Raw genomic sequence first — 15,755 nt, forward strand, 5'->3', positions numbered from 1 at the left:
GTGCCTCCGACCATTGTGGTCTCCACTACTCGCCTAGAAGTGGCGCACCGGCGCCCCGTTCGGAGGATTGATGCCCGACAACCACGTCGCCCCGATGCTGGAGAAGCACACCATCGGGTTCGTCCCGGAATCCGATCGCCACGGGAAGGTGCGTGACCTGTTCACGCTGTGGTTCGGCGGCAATCTCGCCCCGCTCCCGATCGTGACCGGCGCCCTCGGTCCCAGCCTGTTCGGACTCTCGCTCTGGTGGAGTCTCGTCGCGTTCGTCGTCGGGCATCTGGCCGGCGGCGCCCTGATGGCGTTGCATTCGGCGCAGGGACCTCAGATGGGTATCCCCCAGATGATCCAGAGCCGCGGACAGTTCGGCACGTTCGGGGCGCTCATCATCGTGGTGATCGCCGCCGTCATGTATCTCGGGTTCTTCTCGTCGAACATCGTGCTCGCCGGCCAGTCCATGCACGGGATCGTGAACGGCATCCCCGTGGACGCGGGCATCGTCGCCGGTGCTCTCGGCTCCGCCGTCATCTGCATCATCGGCTACCGGTTGATCCACATCCTCAACCGCATCGGTACCTGGGTGCTCGGAATCGGGATTCTCGTCGGATTCGTCGCGATCCTCACCGGCGACCTGCCGTCGGACTTCCTCACGCGCGGCGACTTCAACTTCGCCGGGTGGCTCGCCACCGTGTCGCTCGGCGCGCTCTGGCAGATCGCGTTCGCCCCCTACGTATCCGACTACTCGCGCTACCTCCCGAAGGACGTGGGGGTGCCGTCGACGTTCTGGGCGACCTACTTCGGCTGCACCCTGGGGTCCTTCCTGGCCTTCTCGTTCGGCGCGGTCGTCACGCTCGCCGCACCCGTCGGCATGGGCACGATGGACGGAGTCAAGGCGACGACCGGAAACCTCGGCAGCATCATGCTGGTGCTGTTCCTGCTCAGCGTGATCAGCCACAACGCACTGAACCTCTACGGCGCCGTCCTCGCCATCATCACGTCCTTCCAGACGTTCCGTGCCCGCTGGATTCCGACCGCACGCGCCCGGGTGATCCTCTCGACGATCATCCTCGTCGCGGCGTCCGTCGTCGCCATCGCGCTGTCGGCCGACTTCGTCTCGCACTTCGTCGATCTGGTGGTCGTGCTGCTGGTGGTGCTGGTGCCGTGGACGGCCATCAACCTCATCGACTTCTACATCATCCACAAGGGCGTCTACGACCTCGATTCGATCTTCCGCTTCGACGGCGGCATCTACGGCCGGTTCAACTGGACAGCCATCACCGCCTACCTGCTCGGCATCGTCGTCCAGATTCCGTTCATGGCCACGTCGCTCTACACCGGCCCGGTGTCCGCGTTCCTCGGCGGCGCCGACCTGTCGTGGGTGGCCGGACTGGTCGTGACCGGGCCCATCTACCTGCTTCTGGCGCGGCGCGGTTCCGGTCGCCCCACCGACGCGAAGGCCACCGCCGCCACGCGTGAACCCGCGCGGCTGTAGAGTCCGAACACCGCACCGCCCGAGCCTGTTACAGGCTCGGGCGGTGTGCGTTCGCTGCCGGGGCCGGTGTTCGCGTCCTGTCCGCTCGGGCAGGGTTTCCTCGTTGTCGACCACATGGCGGTGCCGGCTCGTTAGGGTCGAAAGAGGAGACAGTCCACCGGAGAAGAAAGTTGTCGCAGATGTCCAGTTTCCCGGGCCTCACCCACGTCGCGATCACCGTGTCCGACCTGCCGGCCAGCACCGCCTGGTACACCGCATTGTTCGGGTCGGCACCCGTACTCGACGAAGACGAGGAGTCGGGCACCTTCCACCACACCGTGTTCGCGCTCGACGGCGGGATGCTCTTCGGACTCCACACGCACCCCGACAGCGGCGCTCCCACGAGATTCGACGAACGGCAGGTCGGACTCGACCACATCGCGTTCCAGTGTTCCCCCGACGCACTGCCGCGGTGGGTGGAGCGCCTCGACGCCCTCGGAATCGAACACGGGGGCATCAAGACAGCGCACTACGGCTCGGGCATCTCGTTCCGCGATCCCGACAACATCGCGCTCGAGTTCTTTGCTCCGCCCGTGAGTACTTCTTAACCGCCCCAGGTTAATAAGTACTCACGGGCGGCGGAGCCGCAGGAGGACGTTGCGGTCTCGTAGCCGAGGTAGGGGCTCATCGCCGTGACGAGGCCGATCGACCGTTCCACTCCGGCGCGCATGTGGGCGACGTTGGCGGTGATCCCGACGACGCAACGCGAGGTCAGTGCCTCGCAGGCGGCGGACAGGTGGCTGAGCGAGGCGAAGAGGCTGTGCGCGATGATCGGTTCGAACGCGTTCAGCTGCAACTGGCCGCCCTCGGCGGCGAGGGTGATGGTGACGTCGTTGCCGATGACCTCGACGCCACCTGATTCACGACCTCCGGGATGACCGGGTTGACCTTGCCGGGCATGATGGACGAGCCGGCCTGCACCGCAGGAAGATTGATCTCCCCGAGCCCGACGCGCGGCCCCGAGGACAGCAGCCGCAGGTCGTTGCACATCTTCGACAGCTTCACCGCCGAGCGCTTGAGCACCCCCGACAACTGCACGAACGAGCCGACGTCCTGGGTGGCCTCGACGAGGTCGGTGGCGGTCGCGAGCGGCAGACCGGTGACGGCCCGCAGCTCCTCGCACGCGATCCTCGCGTAGTCGGGGTGGGCGTTGAGTCCGGTGCCGATGGCGGTGCCGCCCAGGTTGATCTCCGCGACGAGCAGCGCGGCTTCCTCGAGCCGTTCGGCGTCCTCCCGGACCATCACCGCGAACGCCCCGAACTCCTGCCCCAGGGTCATGGGGACGGCGTCCTGCAGCTGGGTCCGCCCCATCTTCAGGTGGTCGACGAACTCGGCCGCCTTCGCGGAGAAGGCCTCCGCGAGCGCTGCCATCGCCATGCGCAGGCGGCGGATCGCGAACTGCAGCGCCACCTTCAACGCGGTGGGGTACACGTCGTTGGTGCTCTGGCTCATGTTCACGTGTTCGAGCGGGTGCAGGAACATGTATTCGCCGGGCCGGTGACCGAGCAGTTCGAGACCGCGGTTGGCGATCACCTCGTTGGCGTTCATATTGGTCGACGTACCCGCCCCGCCCTGGATGACGTCGACGACGAACTGGTCGTGCAGGGCGCCGTCCCGGATCTGCTCGCAGGCGGCGACGACGGCGTTGGCGCGGCGGTCGTCGAGCAACCCGAGCCGCTGGTTCGCGACCGCCGCCGCCTGCTTGACGCACGCCAGGGCCGCGACCAACTCCGGGTAGCGGCCGATCGGGGACCCGGTGATGGTGAAGTTCTCGAGCGCCCGCAGGGTGTGGATCCCGTAGTGGGCGTGGAGCGGGACGTCCCGCTCCCCCAGCAGGTCGTGTTCGACGCGTGTGCGGATGGGCTGGGCGATGCGGGACATCGGGCTTCCTTCGGGATGACTAGTGGAGCAGACGGGTGCGGAGACCGGGGTCGGTCGCCGCGTCGAGCAGGGTCAGTGCGAGGGCCAGGGCGCCGTCGACGGCCGCGCGGTCTGCCGCGGGCGCGGCGCTGGCCGCGGCGAACTCGGCCTGATGGTTGACGGCGGGGGCGGAGTCGATGCCGATGTAGGGGTGGATCGCGGGCAGCACCTGCGACACGTTGCCCATGTCGGTGGACGCCCGGTTCATCAGCGAGTCCGCGCCGGTGCGGAACACCCGGCCCAGCCCCTCGGCGTGCCGGACGTACGACGCGAGCAGCGCTTCGTCGGTGCGGAACTCCGAGTACGGTTCGCTTTCCGGGGCGATGGTGAGTTCACAGCCGGTGGCGACGGCGCCGGCCTCGAAGCAGCGCACCACCCGGGGTTCGATCCGGGCCAGCTCGTCGAGCGTCTCCGCGCGCACGTACCAGCGACCTTCGGTGCGCTGGGGGATGGCGTTGGGTGCTTCTCCCCCGCGGGTCATCAGGCCGTGCACGCGTGTGCTCGGCGGAAGCTGTTGCCGGAGAAGTCCGATGGCGACCTGCGCGACGGTGAATGCGTCGGCCGCATTGACACCCCGTTCGGGGTAGGCCGCGGCGTGTGCCGCCTTGCCGTCGTATCGGATGTGGCTGTGGGACACGGCGTACGGCTCGGCCCGGGCGACGTCGACCGGGCCGGGGTGGGCCATGACGGCGGCGTGCACACCCTCGAATGCTCCGCGTTTCAGCATGTCGATCTTGCCGCCCCCGCCTTCCTCTGCGGGGGTGCCGAGCACCGACAGGGTGATGCCGAGGTCGTCGACGAGCGGCGCGAGGGCCAGCGCCGTTCCCACCGAGACGGCGGAGATGACGTTGTGCCCGCACGCGTGCCCCAGGCCGGGGAGCGCGTCGTATTCCGCGCAGACCGCGAGGTGCAGCGGACCGGAGCCGACGTGCGCGCGGAATGCGGTGGGCAGCCCGACGTACTGCTGCTCCACCGCGAACCCGGCGTCCGACAGCACCCCGGCGACCCGGACGCACGAGCGTTCCTCCTCCCACGCGACCTCCGGGTGAGCGTGGAGATCGTGCGACAGAGCGAGGATCCGCTCTTCGGCCCGCCGGGCTCCGTCACGAATCGCGGCGTCCGCGCCGGCGGTCACAGGTCACCTGGCACGCCGTAGGACGGGGCGGCCGTCGGGTCGACGCCGCGCACCCGGTAGTCCCGCTTCTGCGGTTCCCACACCGTCCACAGCCGGCGCAGTTCGCCGACCGGGTCGCCGTGCCAGTCGACCCGCAGGTCGGTGACGGGCCAGGGCACGTCCTCGACCACCTGAAGTCCCGCCGAGTGCACGGGCCCCGCCTCGCCGCCGGCGGTGACGGCCGCGGTCAGACCGTCGAGCAGTCTGCCCTCGAAGGTCGGGGCCGTGCTGGACACGTAACCGAACAGCAGCGACCGGATGACGCCCTCGTCGCGGAGCATGTTGCCGGCGACGGCGGCGCCGCTGCCCTGCGCGCTGCTGTGGATGCCCAGGGTCTGCGCCCCGGAGTGCACCGCGGTGCCGCCGTCCGCGTCGACGACGACCAGCTGCCGATACTCCGGGAATTTCTCCTGCAAGAGTGCGGATTTCAGTGCCGTCTCCGCGTTCTCGCCCGCCGCGAGCGCGTCGAGTCCGACCGGCCCGAGCCGCGGATTGGTCACGTTCTGGGAGGCGACGACGCCGACCCCGGACCGCAGGTACAGGCAGCGCGAGGCCACGGCGGGGCTGGAGGAGCAGACGACCATGCCGAACGCGCCTCCGGAATCGCGGGCGACGAGTGAGAAGGTCATGAGCTGATCACTGCCGTCGCGTCGATCTCGACGAGCCATTCGGGCCGGGCGAGGGCGTCGACGACGATGCCGGTGGAGACGGGGTGCACACCCTTCAGCCAGCGCCCGACCACCCGGTAGACCGCCTCCCGGTACCGGACGTCGACCAGGTAGACGGTGACCTTGACGACGTCCTCGAGGCGACTGCCCGATTCCTTCAGCAGCATCGCGATGTTCGCCATCGCCTTCTCGGCCTGGGCCTCGACGTCGCCGATCCCGACGGACTCGCGGGTGTCGAGGTCCTGCCCGATCTGGCCGCGCAGGTACACGACGCCGCCGGCGACGACGGCCTGCGCGAGGTCGTTGTCCAGGTTCTGCTCCGGGTACGTGTCGCGGGTGTTGAACGGGCGGATGCGGGTGTGGGTGGTCATGCCGCACCTCCGTCGACGTTGTCCGACAGCCCCGCTGCGGCCTTGACCAGCCCGAGGGGGCCGTCGAAGTCGAAATTGCGGTACACGGCCGCGAGCTGCGCGAACGGCGGCGACTGGGCGAACAGCTGGAAGGTCAGTCGGTGCCCGGCGTAGTCGCTGTTGAGCAGGTCGCGGGCGAACGCGAGGAGCTTGCGGCGGTCGTCGGCCACCCAGTTGTCGTTGATGGAGTAGAACTTCTCCAGCCACGGCGCGACGTCCGGGTCGGCGAACGTGGCGGCGTCCGGGGTGATGCAGATCTGGCCGCCGCACAGCTCCCGGGCGATGTGCATCATCGCGGGCAGCTGGCTGAGCGCCATCACCCGGCCGGTGTAGAGCAGGGACTGGTTGGGCATGAGCAGGCCACCGGGGCTCGGCTCGGCGAGCGAGATCGCCGCGGTGAGGTGGGCGTTGATCGTCTCCCGGTAGCAGGCGAGCTGGGCGAGCTTCTCCTGCACCGCCTGCTGCTTCTCGAGACCGCTCTGCTTGACGTTCCACAGCGCCGATCCGATCATCAGATCGGCGAGGTGCAGGGTGCGCTGCACGAACGGGAACGCGCTGTAGCGGTGCAGGGTGGAACGGATGAACGTGGCGGCGCGGGTGTGCCGGTAGAACAGCACGTCTTCCCAGGGGATCTCGACGTTGTCGAACACGACGAGGGATTCGACCTCGTCGACCCGGTTGGCGAGGGGGTAGTCGGCGGACGGCGCCCGGCCGGCGAACCCGTTGCGGGAGATGTACTTCAGCCCGGGAGCGCCCATGTCGAGCACGAATCCGACGGCGTAGTCGGACAATTCGCTGTTGCCCCAGTTGGCGATGGTGGGTTTGGTGAACGCCTGGTTGGAGTAGGCGGCCGCGGTCTCGTATTTCGCGCCGCGCACGACGATCCCGTTGTCGGTCTCCTTCACCACGTGCAGGAGCATGTCGGGGTCCTGGTCCTGCGGCGCCTTCGACCGGTCGCCCTTCGGGTCGGTGTTCGCCGACACGTGGAACGGGTCCTCGCGGACCGAGCGCTCGAGGTGGCGGCGGATGTTCTCCGAGAAGCGCGGGTCGACCTCGTTGAGGACGTCCTGGCCGTCGAACAGCGACCACATCTCGCCGATGGTCTCGTCGCCGACGCGGGTGACCACTCCTCGGGTGTCGTCCAGGACCAGGTCGACGGCGGCGCGCTTGTCGAGCCAGTCCTGCTGGGTGCGGGGAAGCTTGTTGGCGATGGCGTTGCGTTCACCGGTTTCGGGGTCGACGTAGGTCATCGCGTCCTGCGTGGCCTCCTCGTGCGCGAGGTCGTAGATGCGTGCCCGCACGTCGACGATCGGCTTGAACATGGTGTGGTTCGCCACGTCCTTGACGCGTTCCCCGTCGACCCAGACCTCGCGGCCGTCCCTGATGGAATCCCTGTATTCGTCTCCGGTGCGGATCATTTCGTGCTCCTGGTCCTCGGCGCGGGGTGTGCGTCCGGGTAGTCGGGGAAGGTGGAAGGTTCGAATGCTGCGGGCGTGCTGTAGGTGTGGGAGGCGTATACGAGCGGATCGCCGGGGTGGGTCTCGACGGCGGCGACCCGGCCGATGTAGATGCGGTGGGTGCCCGCCTCGATGACCTCGTGGACGGTGCAGTCGAAGGACGCGATCGCGTCGTGCACGCGCGGTGAGCCGGATTCGGCGACGGTCCAGTGCCCGCACGTGAAGTCCCACCGCTGCTTGCCGGGCCAGGGCCGGCCGGCGAAGGTGTCTGCGACGTGATCGTGCTGGGTGGCAAGCACATTGACGCAGAAGACGCCGTTCTCGGAGATCGCGTCGTTGACGGGGCTGCGTCCGTGGAGGCAGACCAGCACGAGCGCCGGATCGGCCGAGACGGAGCACATCGCGCTCACGGTCTGCGCCGTCCGGCCGCCGGGACCGTCGGTCGCGACGACGGTGACTCCGGTCGCGACGGCGCCCATGGCCGTGACGAAGTTCGCGGTCGAGCTGTCCGGAATCGGTGGGGCCACCGATGTTCGGGCCGTCGTTTCGACGGCTGCGTGACGGTCAGCGATCGGCATGACGGGCTCCTTTCTGTGTGCGGTGAGCGAGGAGTTCGTGCCGTGGAACCAATCTTGGGGCGCACGGCGAAATCTGTACAACACAGATAAGTGGCGCACTGCATAAGGAAAATCGATGCGGGGCGAAGGCATGTCGATCACGGCGTCGACCAGGGATAATTCCTTACATCAGCCGATGCGGACGGGGACGATCATGACGCCACTGCAGCGCTACATTGCCGAAGAGATCGCGATCGACCATGCGGACGGACTGTTGTCCCGCCGCGAGGCGCTGCGAAGACTCGGACTCATCGGCCTCGGTGTGGCGGCGGCGTCGTCGTTACTGGCCGCCTGCTCCACGGACGGCGACGGGGAGTCGTCCACCTCGGCTCCGGTGACACCTGGAGGGGCGACGCCGCCGCCACCGGGCATGGCCGACGCCGTCGGAACCGAAGCCGTGACCTTCGCCGGTCCGGACGGGCTGGTCCTGCAGGGGGCCTGGGCCGAAGCGGCCGAGCCCCGCGGAGCGGTTCTGGTGGTGCACGAGAACAAGGGCCTGACCGACCACATCCGTTCGGTGGCGGGCCGATTCGCCGGTGCCGGATACCCCGCACTGGCCATCGATCTGCTCTCGGAGGAGGGCGGGACGGCGACCTTCACCGACCAGGCTCAGGCCACCGCCGCGCTGGCCACGGTGCCGCCGGAGCGCTTCGTCGCCGACATGAAGGCCGGCGTCGACGAACTGGCGCGCCGGGTACCGGACGAGAAGTACGCGGCGGTCGGGTTCTGCTTCGGCGGCGGCATGGTGTGGCAACTCCTCGCGTCCGGCGAACCGCGACTGGCGGCCGCCGTCCCCTTCTACGGTCCCCTGCCCGAGGGCGCGGACTTCTCCGGCTCGAAGGCCGCGGTCCTCGCCATCTACGCGGAACTGGATGCCCGGGTGAACGCGTCCCGCGACGCCGCGGCCGCGGCACTCGCGAAGGCGGGGCTGCCGCACGAGAACGTCACGGTTCCGGGTGCCGATCACGCGTTCTTCAACGACACCGGGCCCCGCTACAACGCGGCCGCGGCGGCGGAGGCCTACGAACGTGTCCTCGCCTGGTTCGGCGAATACGTGGGGTGAGGCGGGCGCATCAGCAGTGCGGCGACGAGGAAACACAGCGCGCCCACGAACGTCCCCAGATCGGCGACCGTTGCGTTTTCCAGCGCGCCGGTGCCGGGCACGATGAACGCGGCCACCGCGGACACCCCGAACGCGACCGACCCGAGCATGTTCAACCAGGTACTGCGCCAGTTGCGGGCGTGCGGATCCCACAACTTGTCGGTTTCGGTGGTGGCCACCACCGCCAGAGCGCTGGCGACGAGGAAGGCCGTCGACCCGAAGATGTCGGGCCGCCACCCCCACACCCGGTCCTGTTCGACGGTGAGCCCCTGGATGAGCGCGACGCCGGTACTGACGTTGAACAGGAGGGTGCCGACGAACTGGATCAGCGCCGCCCACCAGTCGTAGCGTTCGACCGTCTCGGATTCTTCCCCGGGTACCGGTCTGCCACTGAGCAGCAACTGGATGAACCCGGCGGTGGTGAAGAACAGGGATCCGACGAAGTAGGTGATGTTGTCGATCTCGGGGCCGACCGCGTCCCCGTACATCCGCGTGGCCGCCATCCCGAACAGGAAGGAGCCTATGACGAATCCCCAGGACTCCCGGCGCAGCCGGAGCGTTCGGCGCGGTGCGGGAGAGGTGTGGTCGTTCGACACCGTGACGTCACCCCCTCACCACCCGGGTCGGCAGGATCTCAGACTCTCCGAAGACACTCACCGGGTCAAGGCCGGGCACGGAAATTCGGCTGCGAGTCCGCGCGGGGTGTGTCAGTGTCGGATGATGACGAGCGACGACGGAATCACGATCAGAGCTGCGACCGAACAGGACTGGCCGAAGATCACCGTGCTCAACGAGATCTGTTTCCTGACACCGCAGACCGCCGAATTCACCGCGCACTGGAAGCAACTCGTGAGCGGTGAGCCGCCGATCATCGCTCTCGACGGCGACGAGGTGGTCGGCGCCACCATGGACATTCCCATGACCGTCACCGTCCCCGGCGGCGGAAGCGTCGCGGCGGCGGGTATCACGGCGGTGACGGTCGCGCCCACCCACCGCCGGCGCGGTATCCTCCGCGCCCTGTACACCGAGCACCACGCTCGCATCCGGGAGTCCGGGGCGCCGCTGTCGATTCTCACCGCCAGCGAAGGCGGGATCTACGGACGGTTCGGGTACGGGCCCGCGACGGTCGAGGCGACGGTGAGCATCGACCGCCGCTTCGCGACCCCGCACCGGAACGCACCCGACCCGGGCGGGGTGCGCATGGTGCATCCGGCCGAGGCGCGGCCCGCCTTCACCGACGTCTACGACCGCTGGCAGGCGATGACGCCGGGAGCGCAGGTGCGGCCGGCGATCGTGTGGAATCGGATCTTCGCCGACCGGGAGAGCGAGCGGGGCGGCGGCACAGCCCACTTCGGACTGGTGCACCCCGACGGCTACGTGCTCTACCGCCGCGTCTCCGGCGACAGCGGATCGGTGGCCCGCGTGGAGGAGATCCGGACCGTCGGCGCCGCGGCGCATGCCGCGCTGTGGCGGGCGTTGCTCGGGCTCGACCTGGTGCGCCGCGTCGAGGCGAATCTGACCCCCGAGGACCCGTTGCCGTATCTGCTGAGCGACGGCCGGTTGGTGCGCACCACGTCACGCCACGACGAGTTGTGGGTGCGGATCATGGAGGTGCCGGCCGCGCTGGAAGCCCGCACCTATCGCCGCGACCTCGACGTGGTGGTCCAGGTCGACGACGGGTTCCTGGACGCGGGTGGCCGATTCGCGCTCACCGTGCGGGACGGCAAGGCCGTGTGCACCCGGACCGACGCAACTCCCCACCTGGTGCTCGACCTCGACGTGCTGGGCAGCCTGTATCTCGGGGCGCACCGGGCGCGGACGTTCGCGGCCGCGAACCGGCTGTGGGCCGCCGACGCCGACACACTCGACCGGTTCGACAGCGCGTTCGGCTCCGACCGCGACGCCCAGATGGGATGGGCGTTCTAACCCGACGCACCTGCCTGTTGCGCGAACACCGCCCGCGCCCGCTCGGCGACGGCCCGGGCCCGCGCCGTGCTCCGCACCCCCTTCAGCCGGGCGAGCACCACCGGGAGGCCCGGAACGTCGTCGGCGATCGGCACCGTCGCGACCCGTCCGCCGTCGTAGGTCCGGCCCTCCGCGGGCCGCTGGTTCAGGATCGAGAAGCCGTGGCCGCGGGCGACGAGTCCGCGCACCGTTTCATAACTCGCCGACCGGTACCGGACCAACGGCGTGACACCCGACCCCGACAGCATCGCCAGGAAGTAGTCGCGGCTGCTCGGCAGATCCAGCAGCACCATGGGTTCGCCCTCGAGGTCGGCGAGCGCAATCGCGTCGTGCCCGGCCAGCCGGTGGTCCGGCGGGAGGATGACGTGGGGCCTCGCGACGCCGAGGGTCTCGGTCTCCATGTCGTCGCCCAGCGCGAGGTCGTAGGTGAGGGCCAGTTCGGCGGTGCCGTTCCGCAGCGCCGCCCGCACCGCCTCCGCCTGGGTCTCGACCACCTCCACCTCGAGGTCGGGGTGCTGATCGCGCAGGTCCGAGATCAGCGTCGGCAGGATGAACGGGGTGAGGGTGACGAAGCAGGCCAGCCGGACGGTGCCCCGGACGTTGTCCTCGTGGCCGCGCGCCGCGTCGAGCACCTCTCCGAGGTGGGCGAGCACGCTGCGGGTGTCGCGGAGCATCTCCTCCCCCGCCGCCGTGAGAACCAGCCCGCGCGACCGTTGCCGGATGAAGAGCTGAGTGCCGATCTGGTGCTCGAGCTGAGAGATCGCCGAGGACACCGCCGACTGCGCGACCATCAGTTCGTCGGCGGCCTTCGTCATGCTGGAGAAGTTCGCGGCCTCGACGAAATACCTGAGCTGGGTGAACGTCACGTCGGGTCGTCGTTGCATGCGCTCTCCTCGGGATCTGAGGCCACCAGGATCGCAGGTCTCCGACCGGGGAGCCACCCACGACACACGCGGTGGACGCGACGCCATTACCGGACGTCGGCCTTCACGAGGTCGGGATCCGGCTCCGCACCCGGGTCGTCGTCGCACGCGGTACGCGGGCCGGTCGCGGACCGCACGGACTTGCCGCGCAGGTACCCGACCACGCCGAGAAGCGCGAGGACGGCCAGCGTCCCGAGGGTGAACACCTCGAACGTCCCCTGACTCACGCCCCAGATCTCGTCGAAGTCGTAGTCCAGGCCGAAGACCGCGTCCAGGGTTCCGGGGAACACCGCCACCCAGGAACCGAGCAGCACCCAGGCGAAGCAGAGTCCGCCGAGAATGCGGAAGCCGGCGTTGCCGGTGGGAACCCGGAAGGGCCGCACGACGTCCGGGAAGTGCGTGCGCAGCCGGATCGCCGACGGGATGACGATCAGGTAGCTGAGCAGAAACGTCGAGATCGAGATCGTCAGCACGACGGCGAAGACGGAACCGCCGGATCCGGTGATCTGCATGGCCGCGAGCATGAACACGGTGGCGACGACGCCGGACAGGAAGTTGACGCGCACCGGCGTGCCGAGGCGGGGATGGAATCGGCCGAAGAACCCGGCGAAGAAGGCGCCGTCGGCGGCCGCCATGGCCTGCATGCGGTCGCTGATGATCATCCACGCCGCACCCTGGGTCATGAGGATGACCGCGAAGATCACGCCGGTCACGGTCAGCATGGCCGGCGCGGCGGGACCGTAGACGCTGTACACGGTCGCAACGGCCTCGAGCAGTCCGCCGACACCGGTGATGTCGTCGGCGGGCACGACGAGCAGGATCGCGAAGATCGGCAGCAGGTACGACGCGGCGGCGATCGCGCAAGCGCGGGCGATCGAGATCGGGACGTCGCGGGCGGGGTTCTTCATCTCTCCGGCTGCGCTGTTCCCGGATTCGAAACCGAGGTAGGAGAACAGCAGCAGCGGCGTCACCCCGAGGAGCCCGGTGAGGGTGGGGCTGAAGTCGCCCGCGGAGATGCCGGCGAATCCGTTCTTCGCGGCGTAGATCCCGGTGGTGACGAGGAAGAACAGGAGGAACACGATCTTCAGGAACGCGCCGACCGTCGGAATCCATTTGCCGCGCGCCAGACTCACCACGGCGGCCAGCACCGTCAGCCAGATGAAGACCAATTTGAAGAGGTAGTCCGTCACCGAACCCTCCTCGAAGGCGCCGACGTAGTGGTTCCATGTCTCGGCGGCGATGAACGCCATCGACCCGCCGACCCACACGGGCTGCGTCACCCACGTCAGCAGCGACGCGAGCGCGGCGAGTGGGCGGCCGAACGCTCGCCGCACCCATACGTACACACCGCCCTCGCCGGTGAACGAGCTGCCGATCTCGGCGAAGATCAGGCCGTACGGCAGGAGGAAGAACACCGCGAGAACGAGTGCCCAGGTGAAGGTCTCGGCGCCGAACGTGGAGACCTGACCGAGGACCTCGACCGACACCACCGCCGCGACGATGAGGAAGACGATGTCGAACCGGCCGAGTGACTTCTTGAGGTGTTGTGTCTGTTCGTCCGCCAGGGCGGTGGGGGTGTTGTCGCTCATCGCTGTACCTCGTTGCTGGAGTCGATAGGAATGTGCTTGGGCGATGGTGTTTTCAGCCGGCGCTGCAGTGATGCCGGTCACTACTCTCGTCCGACCCCGGCAAATCTGTACAGCACAAAGATCAGGGGTACTGCATCAGTTCTTCAGATGTCGAGGCTGCGACGTTGGCATCTGAATAACTGATGCAGTGGCACGAAAAGATCCTGTTGACTGTTGTGGTCGCGCGGACCGACGATTCTGGCACTGCACGAACCGAACAGCGTGAGGAACCCACCGTGCGTGATCCGCGATACGACATCCTTTTCGAGCCGGTCAAGATCGGACCGGTCACCGCCCGCAACAGATTCTTCCAAGTCCCCCACTGCAACGGCATGGGCTACCGCGACCCCTCCGGCGAGGCGTACATGCGGCGCGTCAAGGCCGAGGGCGGCTGGGCCGTCGTCTGCACCGAGCAGGTCGAGATCCACCCGACCTCCGACATCGGCCCGTTCATCGAACTGCGACTGTGGGACGACCAGGACCTGCCGGCCCTGACCAGGATCTCCGAGAAGATTCACGAGGGCGGCTCGCTCGCCGGCATCGAACTCGCCCACAACGGCCTGAACAGTCCCAACCTGATCAGCCGCGAGACCCCGCTCGGCCCGCAGAATCTGCCCGTCGTCTCCTGGAACTACGACCCCGTCCAGGCCAGGGCGATGACGAAATCCGACATCGCCGACCTCCGGCACTGGCACAAGGAGGCGGTGCGCCGGTCGCTGAAGGCCGAATACGACATCGTCTACGTGTACGCCGGGCACGCGATCGGCGGCCTGCACCACTTCCTCTCCCGCCGCTACAACAACCGGACGGACGAGTACGGCGGCAGCCTGACCAACCGGGTGCGCCTGCTCCGCGAGATCCTCGAGGACTCCCGCGAGGTCGCCGACGGGAAAGCCGCCGTCGCGTGCCGCATCTCGGTCGACGAACTCCTCGGCGACGAGGGGATCACCCGCAGCGAGATCGAGGACGTCATCGGCCTGCTGGGCGAGACCCCCGACCTCTGGGACTTCGTGCTCGGCAGCTGGGAGGACGACTCCGTCACCTCGCGGTTCGGTCCGGAAGCCGAGCAGGAACCGTACGTCCGGGGACTCAAGCAGCTCACCACCAAACCCGTCGTCGGAGTCGGCCGCTTCACCTCGCCCGACACCATGCTGCACCAGGTCAAGAGCGGCATCCTCGACTTCATCGGGGCGGCTCGCCCCTCGATCGCCGACCCGTTCCTGCCCCGCAAGATCGAGGAAGGGAACCTCGAGGACATCCGGGAATGCATCGGCTGCAACATCTGCGTGTCCGGTGACTTCACGATGTCGCCGATCCGCTGCACCCAGAACCCGACGATGGGCGAGGAGTTCCGGCGCGGGTGGCACCCGGAGCGGATCAAGGTGCGCTCGAGCGATTCGAACGTCCTCGTGGTCGGTGCGGGCCCCGCCGGACTCGAGGCGGCGCGCGCGCTCGGCCAACGCGGCTACAACGTCAGCCTCGCCGAGGCGAGCAGGCAACTCGGCGGCCGCGTGACCCGCGAGTCCAAGCTTCCCGGACTGTCAGCGTGGATCCGCGTCGTCGACTACCGCGAACAACAACTCCGCAAGCTCCCCAACGTCGACGTGTTCATGGAGAGCGAGATGACCGCCGACGACGTCATCGAGAACGACTTCCACCACGTCGTCGTCGCCACGGGCTCGCACTGGCGCCGCGACGGCGTCGGCCGGTGGCACACCCACGCCGTCCCCGTCGACGAGCACGCCGACGTCCTGACCCCCGACGACGTGATGGCGGGGCTGCGCCCCCAGGGCAACAAGGTCGTGCTCTTCGACGACGACCACTACTACCTCGGTGCGGTTGTCGCCGAACTCCTGGCCAAGGAAGGATTCGACGTCACCCTGATCACGCCGGCCGCGCACGTGTCGCAGTGGACGACGAACACCATGGAAGTGGTCCGGATCCGCAAGCGAATCATCAACGCCGGAGTGCACGTTCAGGTGAACCGCGCCGTCACCGCGGTCACCGCCCAGGGCGTCCGCACCGTGTGCGCCTTCACCGGAGACGAGCAGTTCGTCGACGCGGACAGCGTCGTCCTCGTCACCGCGCGCCTCCCGAAGGACGGCCTGTTCCACGAACTGCAGTCGCGTGAACCCGAATGGGCCGACGCCGACCTACGCAGTGTCCGCGGCATCGGCGACGCCTGGGCGCCGTCCACCATCGCGGCCGCGGTCTGGTCCGGGCACCGGTACGCCGAGGAACTGGAGGAACCGCCGGCCCCCGGCCCGGTCGCGTTCCGCCGCGAAGTCACCGGACTGTCCATCGAACCCGTCCGCTCACTGTCCGTCCCCCCGCTCGCCACCGCACAGAACTGAGGAACACCA

General features: G+C 68.5%; 13 protein-coding genes and 1 pseudogene. 5 read left to right on the forward strand and 9 right to left on the reverse strand.

Features of this window, described 5'->3' with window-relative positions:
• Positions 1-70 precede the first annotated feature (70 nt).
• Positions 71-1,489 (forward strand): purine-cytosine permease family protein, encoded by a 1,419-nt coding sequence (locus RJ1_RS15445; RefSeq protein WP_073361226.1) that lies wholly within the window; start codon positions 71-73, stop codon positions 1,487-1,489.
• A gap of 179 nt (positions 1,490-1,668) precedes the next feature.
• Positions 1,669-2,076 carry a VOC family protein gene (locus RJ1_RS15450; protein ID WP_073361228.1) on the forward strand — a complete coding sequence of 136 codons (408 nt, stop codon included), beginning with the start codon at positions 1,669-1,671 and terminating at the stop codon, positions 2,074-2,076.
• A 44-nt stretch (positions 2,077-2,120) separates the two neighbouring features.
• Here the strand turns inward: RJ1_RS15450 and RJ1_RS15455 are convergent.
• From RJ1_RS15455 to RJ1_RS15480, 6 genes and pseudogenes are all read right to left on the reverse strand, one after another.
• Positions 2,121-3,409 (reverse strand): annotated as a pseudogene (locus RJ1_RS15455) (aspartate ammonia-lyase); the annotation flags it as partial.
• Positions 3,410-3,428: 19 nt separating this feature from the next.
• The gene (locus tag RJ1_RS15460) at positions 3,429-4,583 is read right to left on the reverse strand and encodes a M20 family metallopeptidase (RefSeq protein WP_073361230.1); all 1,155 of its coding nucleotides are present in this window, start codon (positions 4,581-4,583) and stop codon (positions 3,429-3,431) included.
• Complete coding sequence (locus RJ1_RS15465) at positions 4,580-5,251, reverse strand: DUF1028 domain-containing protein (RefSeq protein ID WP_073361232.1); 672 nt, start codon at positions 5,249-5,251, stop codon at positions 4,580-4,582. Before RJ1_RS15465 ends, RJ1_RS15460 begins: the two co-directional genes overlap by 4 nt.
• Positions 5,248-5,661 (reverse strand): RidA family protein, encoded by a 414-nt coding sequence (locus RJ1_RS15470; RefSeq protein WP_073361234.1) that lies wholly within the window; start codon positions 5,659-5,661, stop codon positions 5,248-5,250. Before RJ1_RS15470 ends, RJ1_RS15465 begins: the two co-directional genes overlap by 4 nt.
• The gene (locus tag RJ1_RS15475) at positions 5,658-7,118 is read right to left on the reverse strand and encodes a 4-hydroxyphenylacetate 3-hydroxylase family protein (protein ID WP_073361236.1); all 1,461 of its coding nucleotides are present in this window, start codon (positions 7,116-7,118) and stop codon (positions 5,658-5,660) included. The genes RJ1_RS15470 and RJ1_RS15475 overlap by 4 nt, the downstream gene beginning before the upstream one ends.
• Positions 7,115-7,735, reverse strand: coding sequence for a flavin reductase family protein (locus tag RJ1_RS15480; protein WP_073361238.1), 621 nt, complete (start codon positions 7,733-7,735; stop codon positions 7,115-7,117). The genes RJ1_RS15475 and RJ1_RS15480 overlap by 4 nt, the downstream gene beginning before the upstream one ends.
• Before the next feature lie 193 nt (positions 7,736-7,928).
• On the opposite strand from RJ1_RS15480, the gene RJ1_RS15485 reads away from it, so the two are divergent.
• Positions 7,929-8,837: a dienelactone hydrolase family protein gene (locus tag RJ1_RS15485; protein WP_073361335.1), complete on the forward strand. Its 909-nt coding sequence runs from the start codon at positions 7,929-7,931 to the stop codon at positions 8,835-8,837.
• Here the strand turns inward: RJ1_RS15485 and RJ1_RS15490 are convergent.
• Complete coding sequence (locus RJ1_RS15490) at positions 8,795-9,472, reverse strand: YrhK family protein (protein ID WP_073361240.1); 678 nt, start codon at positions 9,470-9,472, stop codon at positions 8,795-8,797. The two genes, RJ1_RS15485 and RJ1_RS15490, sit on opposite strands and share 43 nt — an antisense overlap.
• Positions 9,473-9,593: 121 nt before the next feature.
• Between RJ1_RS15490 and RJ1_RS15495 the strand changes: the two genes are divergently transcribed.
• On the forward strand, positions 9,594-10,802 hold the full coding sequence (locus tag RJ1_RS15495; protein WP_083400474.1) for an enhanced intracellular survival protein Eis: 1,209 nt from the start codon (positions 9,594-9,596) through the stop codon (positions 10,800-10,802).
• On the opposite strand, the gene RJ1_RS15500 is transcribed toward RJ1_RS15495, so the two are convergent.
• Positions 10,799-11,725, reverse strand: a complete 927-nt coding sequence (locus tag RJ1_RS15500) for a LysR family transcriptional regulator (protein ID WP_073361242.1) — start codon at positions 11,723-11,725, stop codon at positions 10,799-10,801. The genes RJ1_RS15495 and RJ1_RS15500 overlap by 4 nt on opposite strands.
• Positions 11,726-11,811: 86 nt before the next feature.
• Positions 11,812-13,353 (reverse strand): APC family permease, encoded by a 1,542-nt coding sequence (locus tag RJ1_RS15505; RefSeq protein WP_073361244.1) that lies wholly within the window; start codon positions 13,351-13,353, stop codon positions 11,812-11,814.
• A 275-nt stretch (positions 13,354-13,628) separates the two neighbouring features.
• Here RJ1_RS15505 and RJ1_RS15510 point away from each other — a divergent pair, with 275 nt between their 5' ends.
• Positions 13,629-15,746, forward strand: coding sequence for an oxidoreductase (locus tag RJ1_RS15510; RefSeq protein ID WP_073361339.1), 2,118 nt, complete (start codon positions 13,629-13,631; stop codon positions 15,744-15,746).
• Positions 15,747-15,755: the final 9 nt, after the last annotated feature.

The sequence above is a fragment of the Rhodococcus jostii NBRC 16295 genome (genome assembly GCF_001894825.1).
Taxonomy (GTDB): domain Bacteria; phylum Actinomycetota; class Actinomycetes; order Mycobacteriales; family Mycobacteriaceae; genus Rhodococcus_F; species Rhodococcus_F jostii.